Below are 21,993 nucleotides of genomic sequence, written 5' to 3'. Positions count from 1 at the left end.
ATGCGCATCTTTGTTTTCTTGCTGACATACCTGCGCAACTGGTGGAGCTTCGACTGCAACCACGTGCGCACCTCAGCAGCCACGCACATGGACATGGCCCTGCGCGAGCGCCGCAAGCGGCCACGGGGCAAGCAATGACCGGCGCCCTGCAGCTGCGCATACGCGGCCCGGTCACGTCGGCGATCTGCGGCACCACCAGGGCTGGCCTGCCTGTGCTCGACGTGCACCTGACCGACTCCGAATCGGGCCAGCACGTTGTGGCCCGCCACGTCTACCCCAACGGTAGCCCTGCTAGCCACTTCGCGGCCAACGCCCTGGCCCGCAGCCTGCGCGGCCAGGTGGCCGAGCTGGACGCAACCAACCCACGCTTTCGCGCCCGCCGCCTCGACTGCGACGCCGCACACATCGGCCTGCCCTATCAAGCCCCATCCACCCGAAAGGACCTGGAATGAACGAATCCACCACCATCATCGGCCTGACGGGCCCCATCGGCAGCGGCAAAGACACTGTGGCCGACCTGCTGGCTACGCACTGCAACGCCCGCAAGCTGGCATTTGCAGACGCCCTGCGCTGCGAGATCTCTGACGCCTTCAGCATCGAGCAGGTGTTCCTCACACGCCGCGAGACAAAAGAGCACCCCATGAGCGCCCTTGCGCTGTCTCGCTGCCTTGATACGGCGTTCGTGGGCCGCGTACTCATACTGAACCAGCACCCGGTTTTCAGCATGAGTTCAGAGTTCCTGAACGCGCCACGGAGCCCGCGCCAGATCATGCAATGGTGGGGCACCGAGTACCGCCGCGCCGCACAGCCTGGCTACTGGGTCAGCAAGGCAGCTCAGCGCATCTGCTACATGCACGAGACATTGGGCACCCGGCTCATCGTCATTACGGATGTGCGCTTTGACGACGAAGCCCGCCTCGTGCGCGCCCTTGGCGGGCAGATCTGGCAAATCAAGCGCCCGGGCTGTGAAGTGGGCAGCGCCGCGCATGTGAGCGAGGTGAGCGGTGAAGGCTTTGCCCCCAATCTGGTCATCGAAAACGACCACGACATGCGCCACCTGCAGCAGCTGGTGCTGGGTGGCTGGGCTGAACGGCAATGGCGCATCCCAGGCGTGCGAGTGGAGATCCCAGCATGAAGCGGCGCCCAATCTCCCCAGCGGCAGACACTCTGCGCCTGACCAAACCCAACACCACAGGCGTCCACCTCATCCACGGGCCACCGCCCGCGCTGCGCACGAACGGCCTGCAGCCCATCGACAAGACCACCAGCGCCCAGGTGCGTGAGGCCCAGCGCCGCATGGACGAGCGCCTGGAAGTAGCCACCTGGGACAAGCCCGTGCGCAACAGCACGGTGGTGGGCGGTGCGCCCTACACCTGCCCCGAGCTGCGCACCAACCCGCACCGCAGAGGCTCGGCAGATGCCTACGCACTGCCCAGCCGCACCGCCTTCAACAAAACCTCGGCGTGACCATGGCCACCAAAGACCCACTCATTGGCCGCAAGGCCCGCATCAACGACGACGCCACCACCCTCAAGGGCGGCAAGCCCCACCCCCAGGCGGGCATGGAGGGCGAGATCATCGGCAAGACCCCAGGCGGGCGGCAGTACCAGATCCAGTGCGGCGAAGTACTTGCAACGCTGCCCATGGCCGACTTCACTGTGCTGGACACGGGCAAGGCCAATGCCCAGCCAGCAAACAACACGCTGCCGCTCACATGCTTGGTGCGCAGCAAGACCAACCGGCACATCGCTGAAGACGAAGACTTGCTGGAGATGGCCGCAACCATGAAGCTGCACGGCGTGCTCACGCCACTGCTCGTGCGCTGCCTGCCCGCTGAGCGCCTGCAAGACACGTTCGAGGACGAAGCCACCCGCCACGCTACGCATGAAATCATCGCGGGCGAGCGCCGCTTTGTCGCGGCCCGCATCGCAGGCCTGCGCCAGGTGCCCGTGCTGGTGCGGGAGGCCGACAACACCACAGCCGTGGTCATGCAGCTCATTGAGAACCTGCACCGCAAAGACCTCAACCCCCTGGACGAGGCACGCGGCATCCAGCACCTGGTTGACGACTTCAGCCTGACGCGCGACGCGGTGGCCGACGCGATCCGCAAGAGCCGCACGCACGTCTTTGAAAGCCTGCGCCTGCTCACGCTCTGCCCTGAAGCCATCGCGGCGATCAAGGCTGGCGTACTCAAGCGCAGCGTGGCCCTGCTCGTCGCGCAGCGCCCTACTCCGGCTCTGCAGACCGAGTACACCAAGAAGGTACTCACAGGCGGACCCGATGGCGGGCCTCTCAGCCACCGCAGCGCCAAGGATCTCGCGCAGCGCAACTACATGACCGACCTCACCCAGGCCCCGTTCGCCCTGGACGATGCGAAGCTGATCCCCATCGTTGGCTCTTGCATGCAGTGCCCCAAGCGCACGGGCGCCAACTCCGAGCTGTGGGACAAGGCCGGTGCAGACGTCTGTACGGACACCGCCTGTTTTGCCGACAAGAAGGACGCCCACTACGAGCGCCTGAAGGCCGACGCCCATGCCAAGGGCCGCAAGATCATCACGGGCCGCGAAGCCCGCGAGCTGATGCCCACTGAAGGCGCCACCCCCAAGGGCTACATCCTGCTGGACAAGCCCAAGAAGGGCAGCACAGAGCCCATGCGCGAGGTACTGGGCCAGGAAGTGCCCCAGGGCAAGGTGGTGCTGATCGAAACGCCCACAGGCGGCGTAGTGGAGGCCGTGCCCGTGCGCGCTGCAGGCGAAGCACTGCAGGCCAAGGGCGCGGCGGGCAAGGCCGACAAGAAGGCACCCACACGCACCAAAGAAGAGCTGGAGGATGAATACCAGCAACGCTGGCGCAGCGCCGCAGTGCGCGCCACCATCGAGGGCCTGCGCGTGGATGCCGAGCCCGAGTCATTCGACCATCTGCCCGAGCAGGCGGCCTATCGCGTGATCCTCACCCTGGCGCGGGAAACAGACGACTCAGCCCTGCGCGCCATCTTCCAGTTGCCCGCGCACTTCGACGATGACGCACTGGAAGCCGCTGTGCGCAGCGCTGCCCAGGGCGCCCCCCGACAGCAGAACATGGTGCTGCTCATGCTCGCCGCCGCGTTCGACTGGGAGCGCCTGTACAACCGCCCAGCCGACGAAGCGCTGCACCTGGAGTCTGTTGCGCCCATCGCCAAGGTCGATATCGGCGACATAAAGCGCGAGGTGCAGCAGGCAATGAACGCCGAAGCCGTCGAGCGTGCGGCCGAGGCCGACGCCGATGCTGCAGCCCCCGCAGACAAAGCCAAGCCTACGCTCAAACCCAAGGGCAAAGGCAAGACGGTGGATGGCACCGGCAAAGCCAGCAAGGCCGAGGTACTGGCGGGCATCGCCCAGGCCATGCAGCAAGCCGAAACGCCCAACAACTTCACCGAGGGTCAAACGGTCAAACTCAAGACCAACGTCAAAGGCCCGTCGGGCGGCATGATCCAGTGCAAGGACCACACAGCCACCATCGTGCGCTCCAGCGGTCGCAAGTGGGTGGTAACGCTGCTCGACCCGTGGCCCTTCCCAGGGAAAAAACCCGAGCCCATGGAACTGACCGTGGACTACACCGAACTGGAGGCTGCGCAATGAACCGCCTCGACTACTGCCACTGCTGCGGCGCTCTCAGAGGCGTTGCCGCCAGCCAAGCTCGGTTCGCCCTCACCGACTTGGTTGAAATCAGCGCCCACCGACTCACGGAGCGAGGCGAAGGCCGGTTTTACGAGCAGTCTCCACAGCTGTCTGTGCACTTCAGCGTGCAGCGCAATGGCGGCGGGCTCGCTGACCGGGAGCACGTTTGCAATGATTGCCTGCTTGTCGGCGTTCGCCATGCACTGAAGATCTTGCGCGATCTGATAGGACAGCCCGCCGAAGAAACGAAAGGTGGCGCGTGATGGGCCTGCCACGCTACCGCATCCCTCAGCGCCGCCAACCGGCGCCTGTGAATACCATGTTCAAAGCCCTGGTGCGCGCATCCCGCCTCACAGAGGCCGAGATCCGCGAGACCATGGGCGCCGTCAACCACTGCGCAGCCCGGGCACGCGAGGGCGTTGCCACCGAACTGCAGGTGCAAACCCTGCGCACCACACTGCTCATCGCCCTGGAGATTGAGCGGCTGGGCTACGTGCGCGGGATGAAGGGCCACATCGAGGCCGCGCTGATCGTCATCAAAGCCATCTTGAGCCGAGGCAACGAACTGGACGAATGGCATCCCACGGAGTTGCAGCTCTACGAGATCGACGCCATCACCAGCGCGCTGGACCTGCACGACCACCAGCTGCGCCAACTCACCGCTGCTGAGTTGCAGAACGCCACCAAGCGTGTCATCGCACAGATGCAAAGCCAGGGCGGCGGGCAACTGCTGAACGTATCGCCCGCAGATATCGGCATGGAGACAGCAGCATGATCCCCGCACTCAGTATCCGCCAGCCCTGGGCTTGGCTCATCGTCAACGGCTTCAAAGACATCGAAAACCGCGACTGGCCTACCAATTTCCGGGGCCGATTGCTGGTGCACGCAGGCCAAACGATGGCCCGCCGCTACTACGACGAGACCTGCGAGGAGCTGCTGCGCATGGGCCTGCTGCCCGCCAGCATGCCCGCATACGAAGACCTGCCGCGCGGTGGGTTCGTCGGCTGGACGCACGTCACAGACTGCCGCCAGCACCACCCTTCGCCCTGGAAGCAGGACGGCACCCAAGGCTTTGTGCTGCGCGACAGCAGCCCCATTCCCTTTGTTCCCTGGAAGGGGCGCTTGGGATTCTTCAATGTTCCAAAAGAGGCGGTTTCATCATGAGCGAAAACACCAAGATCGAGTGGTGCGACCACACTTTCAACCCATGGGAGGGGTGCCAGAAAGTCAGCCCAGGTTGCGACAACTGCTATGCCGAGGCGCGCAATACCCGCTTCGGCGGCGGTACAGCCATCAACTGGGGACCAGGTGCGCCGCGCCGCCGCACTAGTGCCACGAACTGGGCACTGCCCAAGCGGTGGGATGCCCAGGCCGACGCCTTCATGACCCAGCATGGTCACCGCCAGCGGGTGTTTTGCGCATCCCTCGCTGATGTGTTCGACAACGCGGTGCCGGTGCAGTGGCGGCGCGACCTGTTCGACCTGATCGCCGCGACGCCAAACCTTGACTGGCTACTGCTGACCAAGCGCATAGGCAACGCACGCAGCCTCTACAGCGAGGCCTATCTGGATTCCGCTCGCGCATGGCCTGACAACGTCTGGATCGGCGCCACCATCGTGAACCAAGCCGAGGCCGACCGCGATATTCCAAAGCTGCTGGACGTGCCAGCTCGCGTGCACTTTCTGAGCATGGAGCCGCTGCTGGGGCCAGTGGATCTCACGCACATTGAGGTTTTCAGCGGCGATGCTGAAATCTATCCCCTCAAAGGAACGACCGACTGCGTGGATGACGAAGGCGCACCCACTGATGACGTCCCTGCGCTGGACTGGGTGATAGTCGGCGGCGAGAGCGGCCCAGGGACGCGGCCCATGCACCCCGATTGGGCCCGAAGCCTGCGCGATCAGTGCGCAGACGCTGGCGTGCCGTTCCTGTTCAAGCAGTGGGGCGAGTGGGCCGAAGCGGGTCCCAGCCCATCCCATGCCTACGCAATATCGCCAAATGGAGCCAAGCGACCGTGCGAAGGCACGCACTCGATGTGCGAGACCTTAATGGAAAAGGTGGGGAAGAAGGCTGCAGGCCGCAAATTGGACGGCCGCACCTGGGACGGGTTCCCCTCATGAAGCGCGGCCTCACGCAACAAGAAGCCATGACCTACGTCGGCGTCAAGCGCCGCACATGGGAGTCGAACTGGGCGCCCCGCCTGACGGGCCTGCACCAGGGCGTGTGCCTCATCTACGACAAGCAAGACCTCGACCGCTTGTTCGACACGATGAAAGCCGAGGCCCAAGGCGAGCAACCAGCACCACAAGACGCGGCGAACGATAGCGCGCACAATGCGGCCAGGAACGGACGGCCCACAGAAGAGAAAGGAAGGAACACATGGGCCAAAGACAAACGGGCATCTACCCCGACAAAAACAATACCTGGCAAGTCGACAAGTGGTGGCGCGGTGAGCGCATTCGCCAACGCGGCCTCGTTAGTTATGAAGAGGCGGAGCGCTGGCTGATCAAGCAGCTGGCCGACAAGCGTGAAGTGGTGCTCCACGGAGCCCGCCAAACGCGCATCTTCGACGGCGTGGCAGCACACTACCTGCTGACGAACCAGGACAAAGCCTCACTCGTAACCGAGGCCATCTTGCTGAAATCGATCATGCCCTTCATCGGCCAACTTGAACTCGCGCAGATCCACGATGCCACCTTGGCACCGTATGTCGCTGCGCGGAAGAAAGAAGGCCGCGCACACAAGACCATCAATCTCGCTTTGGGCGTAGTGCGCCGGATTCTCAATCTGGCCGCAACCTCCTGGCGTGATGAAAATGGCAAAACGTGGCTTGAAGGCGCCCCGAAGATCACCCTGCTTCCGCTTGTCGGCCACCAGCGTGACCCCGCCCCTATCAGCTGGCAACAACAGCGCAAGCTGCTGCCGCTGCTGCCCGACCATCTAGCCCGCATGGCGCTGTTCGTTCTGAACACTGGCGTGCGCGACGACGTGGTCTGCAGCCTGGAGTGGGCTTGGGAGATCCAGATCCCCGAGCTGGGCATATCGGTGTTCGATGTGCCCCGCGAGCACGTCAAGGGCAAGAGGCGCGGACGCCTTGTGGTGTGCAACTCGGTCGCTCAATCGGTCATCGAGTCCATGCGCGGGAAACACCCGCGCTATGTGTTCGTGTACCGACGCGAGCGCAAGGTCAACACCGAGAAGGCACCGCTGATGAAGTACCGGCGCATCCAGACCATGAACAACACGGGCTGGCAAAACGCACGGGCGGAAGCGGGGCTTGGTGATCTGCACGTGCACGACCTGCGCCACACCGTTGGGATGCGGCTGCGGGAAGCGGGCGTGCCAGAAGGCACGATTTCCGATGTGCTGTGGCACAGCACCCGGAGCATGACCCAGCACTACAGCACGGCACAGATCGTGGAGCTGCATGGGGCGCTTGAGAAGATCACCGCCGACTCGGGAGCATGGAATAAATCGTTGGCAACACTGCGCGCTGAACACCAGGCGCGTATTGCTGGTGGGGATGGTCCCCCAAAAGTCCCCCAACGGGCATTGGAGCGCGTAGCTTGAAACCTACGCCACAAAGGAAAAAGCCCTGCAAATCAAAGACTTGCAGGGCTTACCTATTGGTGCGGCTGGCAGGAATCGAACCCACGACCCCTTGGTTCGTAGCCAAGTACTCTATCCAGCTGAGCTACAGCCGCTAAGCTTTGAATTATAGCATAAATTTTTATAACTTTAAAAATTTATGCAACTTGTTTCTGTCAACTTAACAAAGACATCAACTTCATCGCATGCCTCAGATTGTAATGCACTCTGATGGGTGTTTTCCCCAAAATCTCAATTTTTCATAAAAAAGTAAGAGTGCAGACAACCGCTGGCTTTGGTAGGGCGTGAGGGACTTGAACCCGCGACCAAAGGATTATGAGTCCTCTGCTCTAACCAACTGAGCTAACGCCCCGGTACCAACCCGCTCTCGCGGAAGCCCCGGATTGTAAGGTGTTTATTTGCGGTAGCTGAGCGCGTTGGAGACCAACTTGGAGGTGATGTCCACGATCTGAATCATCTTGTCATACGGCATGCGCGTAGGCCCAATCACCCCCAGAGTGCCAACCACTTTGCCATCGACTTCGTAAGGCGCACTTACAACAGACAGCTCTTCAAATGGCACCACTTGGCTTTCACCGCCAATGTAGATACGCACACCCTCTGCCTGGCTGGAGATGTCGAGCAACCGCAGTATCTGCGTCTTTTGCTCAAAAAGGTCGAAGGCCCTGCGCAGGTTGCCCATGTCGCTGGAGAAGTCACTGACGGACAGCAGGTTGCGCTCGCCAGAAATCACGACTTCATCTTGCGCTTGTGAAAGCACCTCAGAGCTGACAGTCACCGCCGCTTGCATCAATGCAGCGATTTCTCCTCGCAGCAAATCCACCTCTGACTTGAGGCGCTCGCGCACCTGCTCCATCGCGAGCCCCGCATAGTGGGCATTGAGAAAGTTGGCGGCCTCTATCAACTGTGACTGGGAATAGTCGGCGTCCGTAAAGATCACGCGGTTCTGAACGTCACCTTCAGGGGAGACGATGATGACCAGAAAGCGTCGCTCAGAGAGCCGCAAGAACTCAATGTGCCGAAACACCGAGGTACGGCGCGGTGCCATGACCACGCCCACAAACTGAGATAAGTTTGAGAGCAAATGGGCTGCATTGGCAATGACCTTTTGCGGCTGCTCTGGCCTCAGTTGCGGCGCATCCAGCCCGTCGCGCTGAACCGTGAGCATCGTGTCCACAAAAAGCCGGTAGCCCCGGGCTGTCGGAATACGCCCGGCGGAGGTGTGTGGGCTGGCGATCAGCCCCAACTCCTCCAGATCCGACATCACATTGCGGATCGTGGCAGGAGAAAGGTCCAGCCCGGACGCACGTGAAAGGGTGCGCGAGCCTACGGGCTGCCCATCAGCGATATAGCGCTCGACAAGCGCTTTGAGCAACAACTTGGCACGGTCATCGAGCATTGTTTGATTTTAATGATGTAATTTCCAAATGACCCCGAAACTCCGTCGCGTCGCCTTGATTGGCAAATACCAAGCCTCTGCAGCGTCCGGCATGACTGACAGCAGCTTGCAGGCTCTGGAAGAAATTGCCAGCTTCATGACCCATATGGGCTGTGAAGTCATGCTGGAGGCCGAGACCGCTGCGAACACAGGTCTGCGGCAATATGCGTCCATAGAGGTTGATGCGATTGCCAACTGTGATGTCGGGCTGGTCGTTGGAGGTGACGGCACCATGCTTGGGATTGCCAGAAGGCTTGCTCGGCACGGTACGCCGCTGATTGGGATTAACCAAGGTCGATTGGGCTTTATCACCGATATCCCTTTCGATGCCTATCAGACCACACTGGGGCCCATGTTGCGAGGTGAATATGAAGAAGATTCCCGGCCATTGATGCACGCCAGGGTCATGCGCAACGATGAAATGGTTTTCGAAGCCTTTGCCATGAACGATGTGGTGGTAAACCGAGGCGGAACCTCTGGCATGGTGGAGTTACGCGTGGAAGTGGGAGGCAGGTTCGTATCCAATCAGCGTGCTGACGGCTTGATCATTGCATCACCTACGGGGTCCACAGCGTACTCTTTGTCTGCTGGCGGCCCCATGCTTCACCCCTCTATTCCAGGCTGGGTGCTGGTTCCTATTGCCCCCCACACATTGTCCAATCGCCCCATTGTTCTATCTGACGCGACCGAGGTGGCGGTGGAAGTGGTGAGCGGACGCGATGTCAGCGCCAATTTTGATATGCAATCGCTGGCCTCGCTTCAGCACGGAGATCGCATCCTTGTGCGCAGGTCGGAGCATTGCGTGCGCTTTTTGCACCCGGTCGGCTGGAACTACTTTGCGACATTGAGGAAAAAGCTCCGCTGGAATGAGGGAGGGTCCTGACCATGTCACTCAAGCGGATGGTGCTGCGCGATTTTGTCATCGTGGAATCGCTTGAACTGGAGTTGCAAGAGGGATTTACCGTTCTGACAGGGGAGACCGGTGCAGGCAAATCCATCTTGGTGGATGCCTTGCAAATCGCCTTAGGCTCCCGGACAGATGCCAGCGTAGTAAGAGAGCGCGCCACCAAGGCGGACATCTGTGCAGAATTTGACGTACCAGACCATTTGCGGCCGTGGCTGGAGCATTTGGGCATTGATGCCGACAGCACCGTTTTGTTGCGGCGCACGGTGGATACCCACGGTAGAAGTCGCGCTTGGATGAACGGCACCCCTGTCACAGCCACCCAATTGCGGGCTTTGGGGGAGCAGTTGCTGGACATCCATGGGCAGCACGCGTGGCAGAGTTTGACCCGCCCCGAGTCTGTCCGTGGACTGCTGGATGCCTATGCCAACACAGATCCCAGTTTGACGGCAGCGCTCTGGGCACAGTGGCGGCAAGATCAAAAAGCTGCACAACAAGCGCACGAAGCGCAGGCTACGCTGCAACAGGAGCGCGACCGTCTTCAGTGGCAAATTTCAGAACTGGACAAGCTCGCCCCGCAGCCCGATGAATGGGATGAGCTGGAGTCAACGCACAAACGCCTGTCCAACGCCCATGCATTGATCGAAGCCGCGCAGTCGGCCATTGACCTCTTGGAAGACGAAGACTCCGGTGTGCTGGCAGCGCTTTCCAGGTCTCATCTTCTGCTACAAAATCAAGAGCGTATCGAGGCCGATTTCAGCAGCATGGCCAACATACTGGCATCCAGCTTGGCCCAAGCTAGCGATGTTGCACACTCATTGCAAAGCTATTTGCGGCGCACTGAGATTGATCCCACACGATTGGCAGAGCTGGATGCACGGATTTCGCAATGGCTCCAACTGGCCCGCAGGCACAAGCGCCCCCCGCGCGACCTACCGGCTCTGCTCAAGGACTGGAAAACTTCGCTGGCACAGCTGGACGCCTCCAGTGATCTCGCCGCTCTTGTGACCAAAGCGGATGCCAGCGGCAAAGCCTTTCACGCTGCGGCCAGGGCCTTGTCAGTGCAAAGAACCAAGGCGGCACCAAGGCTGTCTTTGGCGATCACCAAGGCCATGCAAGGGCTGGGCATGCAAGGTGGCAAATTTGAGGTGGAGTTGCGCAAACTGCACGAGCCGGCATCGCATGGCTTGGACGAAGTGTCCTTCCTCGTCGCAGGTCATCCTGGCATGGCCCCCAAACCCATTGGAAAGGTCGCGTCTGGCGGGGAGCTATCGCGCATCTCGCTGGCCATTGCCGTGACCACCAGCCAGTTGGGCAAAGCACCCACGTTGATCTTCGATGAAGTGGATTCCGGAGTGGGCGGTGCCGTTGCCGAGACCGTGGGTCGCTTGATGCAAAAGCTGGGCGCAGACAGGCAGGTCTTGGCAGTCACCCATCTGCCACAAGTTGCCGCATACGCCCACCAGCATTTGCAGGTCTCCAAGCTGCGATCCAGCACAGGCACCACCAGCACGGTGAGGCACGTTACCAAAGAAGCTCGAACTGCCGAGATTGCGCGCATGCTCGGGGGCGAGCGCTCCACGGCCACCAGCCTGGCCCATGCCGCAGAAATGCTGCAAGCGGCCAACAGCGAATGCGGGGAAACCCATGGCGCTTGAAATCGTGTTGATCACCGGAATGTCGGGTTCTGGAAAGTCGGTGGCGCTCCATGCCATGGAAGATGCTGGCTACTACTGCGTCGACAATTTGCCTCCCGAACTGCTGACCGCATTTGTCGCTCTGGAGCATCAGCACCACGGCAACAGAGTGGCGATTGCGATGGATGTGCGCAGTGCCACCTCGTTGCCCCAGGTCCCCAAAGAACTCAACCGACTAAAGTCCCAAGGGGTCGTCGTTCAGTCTCTGTTCTTGGATGCAACCACAGGCACTTTGGTACGCCGGTTTTCAGAGACAAGGCGAAGGCACCCTCTCTCCCACGACGAAACCCAACAGGGACGCCAAGCACTGGTGCAAATCATTGAGTTGGAGCGGGAGCTGCTGGCCGACCTGCGCGAACAAGCCCATGTCATCGACACCAGCAACATCCGCGCATCCCAATTGCAAAGCTATGTCAAGGGACTGTTGTCCGTAGCGCCGGGGGGCATGACGCTGGTGTTCCAGTCATTTGCCTTCAAACGGGGCATTCCGGTGGACGCTGACTATGTGTTTGACGTGCGCATGCTACCGAACCCTCACTACGAGAACGCATTGCGAGACCTCACCGGGTTGGATGCGCCTGTGGCTGATTTTTTGAAGCAGCAGCCGGACGTATCCACCATGCGCCAACACATCGAGCAATTTCTAACCCACTGGCTGGACGTCTTGGAACAAAACCACAGGAGCTATGTCACTGTGGCCATTGGATGCACTGGAGGCCAGCACCGTTCGGTGTACTTGGTAGAGCAACTGGCTCAGATCTTCGAAACACGCTGGAAGGTTCTGCGGAGACACCGAGAGCTGGATGGACGCTGAAATGCCGCACGCCGAGAGCAGCTAGACCAAAGCGTCCAGCATTTTGCGAATCGGCGCAGGCAAACCGGTTTTGGACCACTGCTCTTTCGTCAACCACTGCCCGTCTCCATTGGGGCGAGAGCCTGTGGGCACCTGAGCCACAACGGGATGCAAGTGCAGGTCCCTGTGCGTCAAAACGTGCAGGAATGCACCCACTTCCCGAGTTTGATCCACAGAGCTCAGTGACGAAGCCAACGCCCACAAAGCATCACGGTCCGAAAATGCAGGCACACATTGCAGGCCTGCCCAGATGCCTTTGGGAGGACGTGTTTCCAACCAGACGGCACCATCGTCCCGCAGCACCACCAAAAGCCACCAAGACTCAGAACGGCGCGAGAGCTTGCGTGTCTTGACAGGGTACTTCTCTGGCTCACCCAATTTTTGTGCGGCGCACAGGCCCATCAAGGGGCATATCAGGCACTGCGGATTCTTAGGCACACAGATGGTGGCACCCAAGTCCATCATTCCCTGCGTGTAGCGCGGCATGCTCACCGAAAGCTCATCCACCGGCAGCAAAGATTCCGCATGGTCCCACAGAGCCCGCTCGTTTTTGGCAACGGACAAATCCGCACCGAATCCAAGCAGGCGCGTGAGAACCCTGCGGACATTGGCATCCAGAATGGGGGCACGCTGTGAAAAACAAAAAGCCGCGATGGCACCGGCCGTAGACCGACCAATCCCAGGGAGATCGGCCAGCAATGCAACCGTACCGGGGAAGAGACCGCCGTACTCTGCGACCACCCGTTGCGCACAGCGATGCAGATTGCGTGCGCGGCTGTAGTATCCCAGGCCGCTCCACAGACCCAGGACTTCATCCAGAGAAGCCGACGCCAAGGCCCTCACATCTGGAAAACGCGCCAAAAATCGGGCGTAATAGTCGAGGACTGTCACCACCTGGGTTTGCTGCAGCATGATCTCTGAGAGCCAAACCCGGTAAGGATCTCTGGTTTGCTGCCAAGGCAAATGACTGCGCCCGTGCTCAACCTGCCACCGCACAACACGCGTGGCCACTGAATCAGCAACCACGGTCATGCGATCAAGAAGTCCAATGAAGCGTCTTGATGCTCTTCCTCTGGCAACGAAATCAATTGGGCGGTGAGTTCCTGCAAGCGGTGCTCAAGCTGAATCAACTCATCCTCACCCGCCTCAATTTCGGCAATGCGCTCAACCAGTCCGCTGGCAGCTTGCTGAATGCGATCCACCGCCTCAATGCGGCGGGAGAAACTGCGCCGACGCTCCCTTAATTGAGCGTCGAGCTGTGCTGTCGCAGACTTGCTCCACAACTCCAGATCGTTGGCTGCCGATTCGTACACGGTACGCAAACGCGTTCCAAGTGCGCGCACTAAGCGCTCGGAAAACTCTGGTTGGGCCAGCTTCAGCGCATTGCTCACGCCAAGGTACTGCAAATGGCTTTGCTCAATTTGGGCCAGGTCGTGCAAAAAGTGCTCAAGCTGAGGTGGCGGTGGCACTTGCAAAGAGAACCCGAACTCCGCATTCAATTGCCTGAATGTGCCGCCCAGCATCGCCTGAATCTCGGTACCGGAAGCCTGGGCTTTGTCCAAGGTGCCGCGCAATCTGTCAAAGGTTTCCAGATAGATCTTACGTACCCCGAGCTTCAAGCCCTTTTGCTGGAGCAACTGCGACAGCTCCGTCAGCTCGGTTTTCAGCGCCTTGGAGCCGAGCTGATGAAACACCTCGCGCAACAGTTTGAGGTGCACGGCGCGCACAGCCTGAATCTTTGCAGTGCTGAGATCAAACTCCTGCTGTTCCTGCTCGATGCGATGCCGCATGCTCTCAATGACCGAGATATTCTTGCCGCGCAAGCTACGCAGCTCCGCCATCTGGTCATCGAGGTCACGGCGCCGGATGTTGATGACACGCGATGTTTCAGCGCGGAGATTGGCCACGCCCGTGGCCACAGCGGCACGCAAAATGGCTTGCCGTCGCCCCATCACGCCTTGCGCAAGTGCCTCTTCCAATGCAGGAAGTCCACTGGACTCCAGCAAAAGGTCGTCACAGGCAATTTTTGCGACCAGTCCTTTTTGGGCTGAGACAGGCACCACCTGATTCAACGGAATGCCCAGCATCTCTGCAGAAGTCCTGCACTGGCGATCCAGTTGCGCCTGCACCTGCTCTGGCGAATTCAAGGCATCCCACAAGGTGTCGATCTTGTTCAGAACAACAAGCCGCGCGTCCATGCTGTCAGTGGATGTGGCCAGATGCTCTCGCCAAATAGAGAGATCAGAGCGGGTCACCCCGGTATCCGCACTGAGGATGAACACCACGGCATGCGCCTGCGGAATCAGGTTCACCGTCAGCTCTGGCTCGGCCCCAACCGCATTAAGTCCGGGCGTGTCCAGGATGACCAGCCCTTGCTTAAGTAACGGATGCGGAATGTTGATCAACGCATGGCGCCACATGGGCACTTCCACCATGCCTTCAGCGTCTGGCACAGGGTTTTCTTCGGCAAGATCGTCGTGCCAAAAGCCCAAGGCCCTGGCATTGTCGAGACTCACCCGCCGAATTTCTGCGACTTTTTCGAGGGCTTTCGCAATCTGATCCGCGTCATTCACATCGAGCGGAATCTCAACCCAACGATCATGCTTAAGACGCCACTCTGCCAAGCCTTGCATCTGCAGACGCGTCTCAATGGGAAGTAGTCGCAAACTTGGAGCGAATGCGGGGTCGTAACCCAACTCGGTGGGGCACATCGTTGTGCGCCCAGCGCTGGCAGGCATGATGCGCCGACCATAGTCGGCAAAGAAAATGGAGTTGATCAGCTCCGACTTGCCACGCGAAAACTCGGCCACGAAGGCCACCATGACTTTGTCAGTCCGGACCTGATTTTCCAAGCGCTGAAGCCGCTCCTGCACAGCAGCATCCATAAGATCATGGCCAGACATCCACTCAGCGAGCTGCTTGAGCTGCTGAGCAAATGCACGTCGCCATGCACCATGCTGGTCGAACTGTTCGTTGAATGAGGGTCCCACTTTGCTCCCGGAATGCGATAGTCGGTCTGCAAGCAGACATGAACAAAATATAGCACCGACCGCTCTGCCTACATAACGCAGCCCATGATCAGCCCATCAAGCTGTTACAACTATCGTTGGCAAACAGGACAATAAAAGCTACTGCGTTGACCCTGGCGCACCATTTTGATGGGCGTGGCGCACACATGGCAGGGCGCTTGGGCACGCCCATACACCTGAGCCGCCGTCTGAAAATGGCCACTGGCACCATCTGCGCTAGAAAAGTCCTTCAAGCTACTTCCCCCCATTTGCACAGCCCTCTCCAGCACTTCGCAAATACTCTGGTGCAAGTGCTTGATCCGGGCAATCGTTAACCCAGAAGACCGCACTGTGGGGCGTATGCCTGCCAGAAAAAGGGCTTCGGACGCATAAATGTTGCCCACCCCCACCACCAAGCGCCCGGCAAGCAGCAGTTGCTTGATTGGCAAACGGCTCGACCGCACGCCTTGCACAAACGTATCAACGGCAAAGGCGCCTCCCAGAGGCTCCATGCCCAACCCCCCGAGCAGCTTGACCGCGACAGGGTCGCCCTCGTCCACTGCGTAAACCACAGCGCCAAAACGCCGTGGGTCATGCAAGCGCAGCGTCCCGCTGGAAGTCACCAAATCCCAGTGGTCATGCTTGTCCGCTTCGGGCAAATGCGACGCAAATCGCAAACTCCCCGACATTCCCAAGTGAACCAGCAACATCCCCCGATCTAGGTCCAGCAAGAGGTACTTGCCACGGCGCCGAACCCGCACCACAAATCGACCAACCACCGCGTGCGGCTCACACCCCAAGGGCCAACGCAAGGGCTTCCCCATTCGCATGGAGAGTACCTGAGCACCCGCAATGGCGTCCGCAAAGCTGCGTCGAGTGACCTCAACCTCTGGCAACTCAGGCATATGCAGTCTCTTCGAGCAAGGGGGTGTACATGTGGATTATTATGGTTCGATGGAGCATATTCATCGCTTTCGCTTGATCCCCCTGACCACTGTTTTGGCGCTTGCCGCGACTTGCAGTTGGGCTCAACCAGTACAAACAGCCAAACAAAAAACAGCCACGACCGACGTCGCAGAGGAAGGTATGCCGGCAGACGGTAACCTTTTCTACGAAGTTTTGCTTGGAGAAGTCACCACACGCACGGGCGACCCAGGTGCAGGCTATGCCTTGATGCTGGACGCCGCCCGGCGCAGCCACAGCAGCCAGCTGTATCAACGGGCTGCCGACATTGCCTTGCAATCACGCTCCGGCGAATATGCGTTGGCAGCAGCCAAGGCATGGCAAGAAGACCACCCCCAATCCCGGGAGGCCAATCGCTATGTGCTCCAGATCCTGATTGCCCTCAACAGAGTCAGTGAAACCGCAGCGCCATTGCAGCAACTCATCCAGCAAGCGCCTGCGCCCGGCAAAGTCGGCATTTTGAGCGCCATCCCACAGATGTATGGGCGCGTAAGCGATAAAGCTGCCGCAGCCAGAGCAGTGCAAGAAGCACTCAAAGCCGAAATAACCAACCCGTCCACCGGGGCGGCGGCCTGGATTACCGTGGGACGCATGCGTTTGGCCGCTGGCGACCAACCCGGATCGCTGGAGAGTCTCGCGAAGGCGCAGGCGATCGACCCCGCCTATGAAGGTTTGGCCAGACTCGCGTTGGAGCTTCTGGATGAAGGTCGTAACGAAGCCAAGCCTTTTGTTACACACTTTCTACAACAACACCCAGCCCCTGAAATCCGGATGCTCTATGCACGGGTTCTGCTTGCCCAATCCCAATTTACAGAAGCATCAGACCAACTGCATCGAGTCACCCAAGACAAGCCTGATATGGCAGAGGCATGGTTTGTGCTCGCCAGCCTGCAGGTGCAGGATCAAAAGCTGACACTGGCAGCAGAATCCTTGCGCAAGTTCATGGACATAGCCCAAGCTGCGGGTGATACCGAGATCAACCAGCGGATCATGACCCAAGCCTATGTGCTGGCCGCGCAAATTGCAGAAAAGCAAGGCGACCTGAAGGCGGCGCAGGGCTGGTTGGATCGCATCGAAAGTCCCAACGATTCTTTCAGCGTGCAACGCCAACGCGCGTCCATTCTGGCCAAGCAAGGGCGCATGAATGAAGCAAGGGCCTTGCTAAAAGAGCTGCCAGGCAGCAACGCAGAAGAGCAACGGATGAAACTGTTGGCCGAAGTGCAATTGCTCAAAGAGCACAACCAAAACGAAGAAGCTTTTCAGCTGCAGGGCAAAGCACTGAACGAGTCACCAGAAGACAACGACTTGGCCTATGACCAAGCCATGCTGGCAGAAAAAACGGGGCGACTGGATGTCATGGAAAAGCTGCTGCGCCAAGTCATCGCACGGCAGCCCGACTACCACCATGCCTACAACGCTCTGGGCTATTCGCTTGCAGACCGTGGGGTGCGGTTGAACGAAGCCAAGCAGCTCATTCAAAAAGCCCTTGACCTCGCCCCCGGTGACCCATTCATCACAGACAGCTTGGCGTGGGCGGAATTCCGTTTGGGCAACAAGGCCCAGGCACAGCAACTGCTGCAAGCCGCCTTCTCCAAAAAGCCCGACGCTGAAATAGCAGCCCACCTGGGTGAAGTGTTCTGGAGCCAGGGCAATACAGAGAAAGCCAAAGCCATCTGGAAAGAGGGCTTGCGGCTGAACCCCGACAACCAGACGCTCAAAGAAACGCTCAAGCGCCTCGGGGTTTCATTTTGATGCGTGGTGCGCGCCATTTGACATGTGATGCACCGCAATCCTCCCTGCGCAGAGGGATGCTTCTGAGTATCTCAAGCACCCTGTTGGGAGGGCTTGTGGGCTGCGCACTCCCCCCTCGCACCGCCAATGCAGAGACTCCATTCTGGTCGGGGCGCATTGCGCTACAGGTAGAAGGCGACACACCCCAATCGTTTGCCGCCTTGTTTGAACTGGAAGGCGAAGAAAGCAAAGGCCAGCTCACGCTGTTCAGCCCCCTGGGCACTACGCTGGGGCAATTGCGCTGGGATGCAGGCACCGCGACCTTGCAAACCGGCCAACAAATTCAGCGCTCCGACTCGCTGGACGCCCTGGTGGTCCAACTGACCGGTGCAGCATTGCCAGTCAAAGCCATTTTTCATTGGCTAAAGGGCTCCCAAGCAGAGGCAGCCGGCTGGACTTCTGACTTGAGTGCGGCCCACCAAGGTCGCATCACGGCGCAGCGGATCCTCCCCGAGCCCAAGGCGACGCTGCGCATCTCGCTGTCCCAATGAGCCAGGCTCACCACCAACGTATGCAAGCGCTTTACGACGTTCCCGCCCCAGCAAAGCTGAATCTGTTTTTGCATATCACCGGCCGCAGAGAGGACGGATATCACCTGCTTCAGTCAGTCTTCATGCTGCTGGACTGGTGCGACACGCTCCACTTTGAACTGCGGTCCGACGGGAGACTCAGCCGCGAGGATCTCGACACTGAACTGCCCGCCATGGACCTGACCCTGCGAGCAGCCCACGCACTGCAAGAGGCCACGGGCTGCCGCGCAGGCGCGCACATTGGAGTGCAAAAAAGCATTCCAGCGCAAGCTGGCATGGGCGGCGGCTCGTCAGATGCAGCAACCACCCTGATCGCCCTCAACCGCCTCTGGAAGCTGAACCTTCCCCGCCCAGCCCTGGAGCGCATCGGCTTGGCATTGGGTGCAGACGTTCCGTTTTTTTTGCGCGGGCACAACGCCTGGGTGGAAGGAATTGGTGAGACAATCCGGCCCCTTGAGCCAGGACAACAACCACCACCAACGCAGTTTGTGGTGGTCAAACCTCAGGCCGGATTGGAGACAAAAGCAATTTTTTCTTCACCCGCCCTGAAGCGTGATTCAAGTCATGCTACAATCTTAGGCTTTGCTGCAGCACATTACGACTTTGGTCGTAACGACTTGCAGCCAGTCGCAGAAAGTTTGTGCCCCGATGTGAAAAAAGCCATAAATTGGCTGAAGTCCAAAGGAATGCATGCTAGAATGACGGGCTCGGGTAGTGCAGTGTTTGCACAAATGCCGCGCGATGTCAATTTTCAGGACGCTCCCAGCGAATGGAAAATTAAAACATGCGGCAATCTGATGATTCATCCTCTGGCAGGGTGGGTTTCAGAATGAAATTAAGGTTGATTGCCTTCGGCAGTTGACCCGTGTAGGGGAGTCGCCAAGCTGGTTAAGGCACCGGATTTTGATTCCGGCATGCGAAGGTTCGAATCCTTCTTCCCCTGCCAAATTCTCGTTTACGCATACAGGCTTTTTTTCAGACTGCTGGGATGCTCATGCAAGCCAACCAACCCGACTTCATGGTTTTCACCGGCAATGCCAATCCTGGCATGGCAGCTGAAATTGCAAAACACCTTGGCACCCAATTGGGCGCAGCCGATGTGGGCCGATTCTCTGACGGTGAAGTCACTGTCGAAATCAAGCAAAACGTTCGTGCACGCGATGTGTTCGTGGTTCAGTCCACTTGCGCACCAACGAACGACAACCTCATGGAATTGCTGATCATGGTGGATGCGCTCAAGCGCGCATCGGCCGAGCGCATCAGTGCCGTGATTCCTTATTTCGGCTACGCCCGCCAAGACCGCCGCCCCCGCTCCACACGCGTGCCCATCACCGCCAAGGTGGTGGCCAACATGCTGCAGGCCGTCGGGGTGGCCCGTGTGCTGACGATGGATCTGCACGCGGACCAGATTCAAGGGTTTTTCGATATTCCCGTAGACAACATCTACGCATCGCCTGTGCTGCTGGGTGACCTGCGCCAAAAGAACTACGAAGACCTGATTGTGGTCTCCCCCGACGTGGGTGGTGTGGTGCGCGCTCGCGCATTGGCCAAGCAACTGGGTTGCGATCTGGCCATCATCGACAAGCGTCGCCCCAAGGCAAACGTTTCGGAAGTGATGCACGTGATCGGTGAGATCGAAGGCCGCAACTGCGTCATCATGGACGACATGATCGACACGGCTGGCACGCTGGTCAAAGCCGCCGAAGTGCTCAAGGAGCGCGGCGCCAAGAAGGTGTACGCCTACTGTACCCACCCCATTTTCTCGGGTCCTGCCATCGAACGCATTTCCAAGGGCTCGGCCCTGGATGAGATCGTGGTGACCAACACCATCCCATTGAGCGAAACCGCCAAGGGATGTTCCAAGATTCGCCAATTGTCCGTGGCACCGCTGATTGCAGAGACGATCCAGCGCATTGCCAAGGGCGAGTCGGTGATGAGCCTGTTCTCGGACCAAGACAACGCCTGATGACCAGCGGGCTCCCCTCAAGGGAAGCCGCTTTTTCATCGACGCTGGAACAAGCCTCCTTCGGGAGGCTTGTCCGTTCGAGAACAACCCAGTAGGTCTGCCATACGCGATACGCAGGCAGATCTTTTTTAACAGGGAACGACTGGTCGCGGTCGACCCTTTCCAGGAGCTAACTATGAACTTCGTCGCTTTTGAGCGCGCCAAGCAAGGTACGGGTGCGAGCCGCCGTCTGCGCAATTCGGGCAAGACGCCTGGCATCGTGTACGGCGGTGCTGCGGAACCCCAACTGATCGAGATCGACCACAACGCTCTGTGGCACGCCCTCAAGAAGGAAGCCTTTCACTCCAGCGTGCTGGACATGGAAGTGGCTGGCAAGACTGCCAAGGTTGTGCTGCGCGACGTGCAATACCACCCCTACAAGCAATTGGTTCTGCACATCGACTTCCAGCGCGTGGACGACAAGACCAAGCTGCACCTGAAGGTGCCACTGCACTTCAGCGGTGCAGAAGAGTCCCCTGCCGTCAAGGTGGACAAGTGCATGGTCAACCCCATCGTGAACGAACTCGATGTGACCTGCATGCCTTCGGACCTGCCAGAGTTCATCGCTGTCGATCTGTCCAAGCTGGAAAAGGGCGTGTCCCTGAACCTCAAGGACATCAAGCTGCCCAAGGGCGTGAGCGCCGTGATCCGTGGCAACAAGCAAAACCCTGTGCTCGTGTCGGTGGTGCCTCCAGTGGTGGTGGAAGACACCCCAGCTGAAGCCGCTCCAGCGGCTGACGCCAAGGGCAAGGGCAAGGGCAAGAAGTAAGCTCAGGCTTGCATTGACTCCCCTGCTGCTGCCCTATACAGGGTTGGCAGCCCAAACGGCCCACCCATGTGGGCCGTTTTTTTTGATCTGCTCCACAGATAATCGCCGACATGATCAAGCTGTTTGTGGGCCTGGGCAATCCCGGGCCAGACTATGAGGCCACGCGCCACAACGCCGGGTTCTGGTGGATTGATGCACTGGCACGCGAGTTGAAAGTGCACTTGGTGCCTGAGCGCAGCTACTACGGGCTGGCGGGCCGCGCCACGGTGCACGGGCAAAGCGTCTGGCTGCTGCAACCGCAGACCTTCATGAACCTCTCCGGCAAATCGGTCGCATCGCTGGCACGCTTCTTCAAGATCCAGCCAGATGAGATTCTGGTAGTGCACGACGAGCTAGACCTCCCACCAGGCCAGGTCAGGCTCAAGCGCGGCGGCAGCCACGCTGGCCACAATGGGTTGAGAGACATCCATGCCCAACTGGGCTCGCCCGACTACTGGCGCTTGCGCATCGGCATCGGCCACCCAGGCGAAAAAGCCGAAGTCCCCCACTGGGTGCTCAAAAAGCCGGCCCCCGACCAGCGCACGCTGATTGAAGACAGCATTGCCCACTCGCTCAAGGCCCACCCTGCCCTGCTGGCAGGCGACATGGACAAAGCCACCTTGCTGGTGCACACCACCAAGCCCCCACGCCCCAAGCCGCCTCGGCCTACCGAAGCGCTCTGATACTTCAACATTTTGCTATGCTTTAGATAGCTTCTAGCGCTTGATTGA

General features: G+C 59.6%; 23 protein-coding genes and 3 tRNA genes. 20 read left to right on the top strand and 6 right to left on the bottom strand.

Features of this window, described 5'->3' with window-relative positions:
* The 10 genes from CLU88_RS23015 (at window position 1) to CLU88_RS21415 (ending at window position 7,226) form a co-directional block, all read left to right on the top strand.
* Complete coding sequence (locus CLU88_RS23015) at window positions 1-138, top strand: hypothetical protein (protein ID WP_158235623.1); 138 nt, start codon at window positions 1-3, stop codon at window positions 136-138.
* Window positions 135-452, top strand: a complete 318-nt coding sequence (locus CLU88_RS21455; RefSeq protein WP_099658338.1) for a hypothetical protein — start codon at window positions 135-137, stop codon at window positions 450-452. Before CLU88_RS23015 ends, CLU88_RS21455 begins: the two co-directional genes overlap by 4 nt.
* Window positions 449-1,135, top strand: coding sequence for a hypothetical protein (locus CLU88_RS21450; protein WP_099658337.1), 687 nt, complete (start codon window positions 449-451; stop codon window positions 1,133-1,135). The genes CLU88_RS21455 and CLU88_RS21450 overlap by 4 nt, the downstream gene beginning before the upstream one ends.
* A complete protein-coding gene (locus CLU88_RS21445; protein ID WP_099658336.1) occupies window positions 1,132-1,467 on the top strand; it encodes a hypothetical protein in 336 nt (111 codons plus the stop codon). The genes CLU88_RS21450 and CLU88_RS21445 overlap by 4 nt, the downstream gene beginning before the upstream one ends.
* Window positions 1,468-1,469: 2 nt before the next feature.
* Window positions 1,470-3,617, top strand: a complete 2,148-nt coding sequence (locus CLU88_RS21440; RefSeq protein ID WP_099658335.1) for a ParB/RepB/Spo0J family partition protein — start codon at window positions 1,470-1,472, stop codon at window positions 3,615-3,617.
* Window positions 3,614-3,919, top strand: a complete 306-nt coding sequence (locus CLU88_RS21435) for a hypothetical protein (protein ID WP_099658334.1) — start codon at window positions 3,614-3,616, stop codon at window positions 3,917-3,919. The genes CLU88_RS21440 and CLU88_RS21435 overlap by 4 nt, the downstream gene beginning before the upstream one ends.
* Complete coding sequence (locus CLU88_RS21430) at window positions 3,919-4,431, top strand: hypothetical protein (RefSeq protein WP_143226059.1); 513 nt, start codon at window positions 3,919-3,921, stop codon at window positions 4,429-4,431. The genes CLU88_RS21435 and CLU88_RS21430 overlap by 1 nt, the downstream gene beginning before the upstream one ends.
* Window positions 4,428-4,820 (top strand): ASCH domain-containing protein, encoded by a 393-nt coding sequence (locus tag CLU88_RS21425; protein WP_233205549.1) that lies wholly within the window; start codon window positions 4,428-4,430, stop codon window positions 4,818-4,820. Before CLU88_RS21430 ends, CLU88_RS21425 begins: the two co-directional genes overlap by 4 nt.
* Window positions 4,817-5,776, top strand: coding sequence for a phage Gp37/Gp68 family protein (locus tag CLU88_RS21420; RefSeq protein WP_099658332.1), 960 nt, complete (start codon window positions 4,817-4,819; stop codon window positions 5,774-5,776). Before CLU88_RS21425 ends, CLU88_RS21420 begins: the two co-directional genes overlap by 4 nt.
* Window positions 5,777-6,035: 259 nt before the next feature.
* A complete protein-coding gene (locus CLU88_RS21415) occupies window positions 6,036-7,226 on the top strand; it encodes a tyrosine-type recombinase/integrase (protein WP_099658331.1) in 1,191 nt (396 codons plus the stop codon).
* A 57-nt stretch (window positions 7,227-7,283) separates the two neighbouring features.
* Here CLU88_RS21415 and CLU88_RS21410 read toward each other — a convergent pair.
* The 3 genes from CLU88_RS21410 to hrcA form a co-directional block, all read right to left on the bottom strand.
* Window positions 7,284-7,360 (bottom strand) — tRNA-Arg (locus CLU88_RS21410).
* Between the two features lie 180 nt (window positions 7,361-7,540).
* A tRNA-Ile gene (locus tag CLU88_RS21405) sits at window positions 7,541-7,617 on the bottom strand.
* 42 nt (window positions 7,618-7,659) lie between these two features.
* On the bottom strand, window positions 7,660-8,664 hold the full coding sequence (gene hrcA / locus CLU88_RS21400; protein WP_099658330.1) for a heat-inducible transcriptional repressor HrcA: 1,005 nt from the start codon (window positions 8,662-8,664) through the stop codon (window positions 7,660-7,662).
* A gap of 28 nt (window positions 8,665-8,692) precedes the next feature.
* Here hrcA and CLU88_RS21395 point away from each other — a divergent pair, with 28 nt between their 5' ends.
* The 3 genes from CLU88_RS21395 to rapZ are packed head-to-tail and all read left to right on the top strand — an operon-like array spanning window position 8,693 to window position 12,118.
* Complete coding sequence (locus tag CLU88_RS21395; RefSeq protein ID WP_099658329.1) at window positions 8,693-9,586, top strand: NAD kinase; 894 nt, start codon at window positions 8,693-8,695, stop codon at window positions 9,584-9,586.
* 2 nt (window positions 9,587-9,588) lie between these two features.
* A complete protein-coding gene (gene recN / locus CLU88_RS21390) occupies window positions 9,589-11,265 on the top strand; it encodes a DNA repair protein RecN (RefSeq protein ID WP_099658328.1) in 1,677 nt (558 codons plus the stop codon).
* Window positions 11,255-12,118, top strand: a complete 864-nt coding sequence (rapZ, locus tag CLU88_RS21385; RefSeq protein WP_099658327.1) for an RNase adapter RapZ — start codon at window positions 11,255-11,257, stop codon at window positions 12,116-12,118. Before recN ends, rapZ begins: the two co-directional genes overlap by 11 nt.
* Window positions 12,119-12,139: 21 nt before the next feature.
* Here rapZ and mutY read toward each other — a convergent pair whose 3' ends face one another.
* The 3 genes from mutY to mutM all read right to left on the bottom strand — a co-directional run bounded on the left by mutY (window position 12,140) and on the right by mutM (window position 16,070).
* A complete protein-coding gene (gene mutY, locus CLU88_RS21380) occupies window positions 12,140-13,189 on the bottom strand; it encodes an A/G-specific adenine glycosylase (RefSeq protein WP_199173485.1) in 1,050 nt (349 codons plus the stop codon).
* Entirely contained in the window at window positions 13,186-15,147 is a 1,962-nt protein-coding gene (locus CLU88_RS21375) for a dynamin family protein (protein ID WP_099658326.1), read from the bottom strand. The genes mutY and CLU88_RS21375 overlap by 4 nt, the downstream gene beginning before the upstream one ends.
* Window positions 15,148-15,257: 110 nt before the next feature.
* Entirely contained in the window at window positions 15,258-16,070 is an 813-nt protein-coding gene (gene mutM / locus CLU88_RS21370; RefSeq protein WP_099658325.1) for a bifunctional DNA-formamidopyrimidine glycosylase/DNA-(apurinic or apyrimidinic site) lyase, read from the bottom strand.
* Here mutM and CLU88_RS21365 point away from each other — a divergent pair.
* The 7 genes from CLU88_RS21365 (at window position 16,018) to pth (ending at window position 21,945) form a co-directional block, all read left to right on the top strand.
* Complete coding sequence (locus CLU88_RS21365) at window positions 16,018-17,880, top strand: tetratricopeptide repeat protein (RefSeq protein WP_233205548.1); 1,863 nt, start codon at window positions 16,018-16,020, stop codon at window positions 17,878-17,880. The two genes, mutM and CLU88_RS21365, sit on opposite strands and share 53 nt — an antisense overlap.
* A 95-nt stretch (window positions 17,881-17,975) precedes the next feature.
* Window positions 17,976-18,410, top strand: coding sequence for a lipoprotein insertase outer membrane protein LolB (locus CLU88_RS21360; RefSeq protein ID WP_233205547.1), 435 nt, complete (start codon window positions 17,976-17,978; stop codon window positions 18,408-18,410).
* Window positions 18,411-18,430: 20 nt separating this feature from the next.
* Window positions 18,431-19,282, top strand: a complete 852-nt coding sequence (ispE, locus tag CLU88_RS21355) for a 4-(cytidine 5'-diphospho)-2-C-methyl-D-erythritol kinase (RefSeq protein WP_099658322.1) — start codon at window positions 18,431-18,433, stop codon at window positions 19,280-19,282.
* A gap of 36 nt (window positions 19,283-19,318) precedes the next feature.
* Window positions 19,319-19,395 (top strand) — tRNA-Gln (locus CLU88_RS21350).
* A 48-nt stretch (window positions 19,396-19,443) separates the two neighbouring features.
* The gene (locus CLU88_RS21345) at window positions 19,444-20,415 is read left to right on the top strand and encodes a ribose-phosphate pyrophosphokinase (RefSeq protein ID WP_099659062.1); all 972 of its coding nucleotides are present in this window, start codon (window positions 19,444-19,446) and stop codon (window positions 20,413-20,415) included.
* 175 nt (window positions 20,416-20,590) lie between these two features.
* Window positions 20,591-21,223: a 50S ribosomal protein L25/general stress protein Ctc gene (locus CLU88_RS21340; RefSeq protein ID WP_099658321.1), complete on the top strand. Its 633-nt coding sequence runs from the start codon at window positions 20,591-20,593 to the stop codon at window positions 21,221-21,223.
* A 110-nt stretch (window positions 21,224-21,333) separates the two neighbouring features.
* Window positions 21,334-21,945: an aminoacyl-tRNA hydrolase gene (gene pth, locus CLU88_RS21335; RefSeq protein ID WP_099658320.1), complete on the top strand. Its 612-nt coding sequence runs from the start codon at window positions 21,334-21,336 to the stop codon at window positions 21,943-21,945.
* Window positions 21,946-21,993: the final 48 nt, after the last annotated feature.

Source organism: Acidovorax sp. 56 (genome assembly GCF_002749705.1).
In the GTDB taxonomy this organism is placed as follows: domain Bacteria; phylum Pseudomonadota; class Gammaproteobacteria; order Burkholderiales; family Burkholderiaceae_C; genus Acidovorax.
Note: the sequence above shows the minus strand (reverse complement) of the source record. Positions and strands in the feature narration are given on the sequence as shown.

Excerpts from the sequence above, each read along its gene's own strand:
- CLU88_RS21340 (WP_099658321.1), top strand. The coding sequence starts at position 20,591 with ATGAACTTCGTCGCTTTTGAGCGCGCCAAGCAAGGTACGGGTGCGAGC.
- ispE (WP_099658322.1), top strand. The coding sequence starts at position 18,431 with ATGCAAGCGCTTTACGACGTTCCCGCCCCAGCAAAGCTGAATCTGTTT.
- CLU88_RS21425 (WP_233205549.1), top strand. The coding sequence starts at position 4,428 with ATGATCCCCGCACTCAGTATCCGCCAGCCCTGGGCTTGGCTCATCGTC.
- CLU88_RS23015 (WP_158235623.1), top strand. The coding sequence starts at position 1 with ATGCGCATCTTTGTTTTCTTGCTGACATACCTGCGCAACTGGTGGAGC.
- hrcA (WP_099658330.1), bottom strand. The coding sequence starts at position 8,664 with ATGCTCGATGACCGTGCCAAGTTGTTGCTCAAAGCGCTTGTCGAGCGC.
- recN (WP_099658328.1), top strand. The coding sequence starts at position 9,589 with ATGTCACTCAAGCGGATGGTGCTGCGCGATTTTGTCATCGTGGAATCG.
- CLU88_RS21415 (WP_099658331.1), top strand. The coding sequence starts at position 6,036 with ATGGGCCAAAGACAAACGGGCATCTACCCCGACAAAAACAATACCTGG.
- CLU88_RS21345 (WP_099659062.1), top strand. The coding sequence starts at position 19,444 with ATGCAAGCCAACCAACCCGACTTCATGGTTTTCACCGGCAATGCCAAT.
- mutM (WP_099658325.1), bottom strand. The coding sequence starts at position 16,070 with ATGCCTGAGTTGCCAGAGGTTGAGGTCACTCGACGCAGCTTTGCGGAC.
- CLU88_RS21440 (WP_099658335.1), top strand. The coding sequence starts at position 1,470 with ATGGCCACCAAAGACCCACTCATTGGCCGCAAGGCCCGCATCAACGAC.
- CLU88_RS21420 (WP_099658332.1), top strand. The coding sequence starts at position 4,817 with ATGAGCGAAAACACCAAGATCGAGTGGTGCGACCACACTTTCAACCCA.
- CLU88_RS21450 (WP_099658337.1), top strand. The coding sequence starts at position 449 with ATGAACGAATCCACCACCATCATCGGCCTGACGGGCCCCATCGGCAGC.
- pth (WP_099658320.1), top strand. The coding sequence starts at position 21,334 with ATGATCAAGCTGTTTGTGGGCCTGGGCAATCCCGGGCCAGACTATGAG.
- CLU88_RS21435 (WP_099658334.1), top strand. The coding sequence starts at position 3,614 with ATGAACCGCCTCGACTACTGCCACTGCTGCGGCGCTCTCAGAGGCGTT.
- CLU88_RS21445 (WP_099658336.1), top strand. The coding sequence starts at position 1,132 with ATGAAGCGGCGCCCAATCTCCCCAGCGGCAGACACTCTGCGCCTGACC.
- mutY (WP_199173485.1), bottom strand. The coding sequence starts at position 13,189 with ATGACCGTGGTTGCTGATTCAGTGGCCACGCGTGTTGTGCGGTGGCAG.
- CLU88_RS21365 (WP_233205548.1), top strand. The coding sequence starts at position 16,018 with ATGGCGTCCGCAAAGCTGCGTCGAGTGACCTCAACCTCTGGCAACTCA.
- CLU88_RS21395 (WP_099658329.1), top strand. The coding sequence starts at position 8,693 with ATGACCCCGAAACTCCGTCGCGTCGCCTTGATTGGCAAATACCAAGCC.
- rapZ (WP_099658327.1), top strand. The coding sequence starts at position 11,255 with ATGGCGCTTGAAATCGTGTTGATCACCGGAATGTCGGGTTCTGGAAAG.
- CLU88_RS21455 (WP_099658338.1), top strand. The coding sequence starts at position 135 with ATGACCGGCGCCCTGCAGCTGCGCATACGCGGCCCGGTCACGTCGGCG.
- CLU88_RS21430 (WP_143226059.1), top strand. The coding sequence starts at position 3,919 with ATGGGCCTGCCACGCTACCGCATCCCTCAGCGCCGCCAACCGGCGCCT.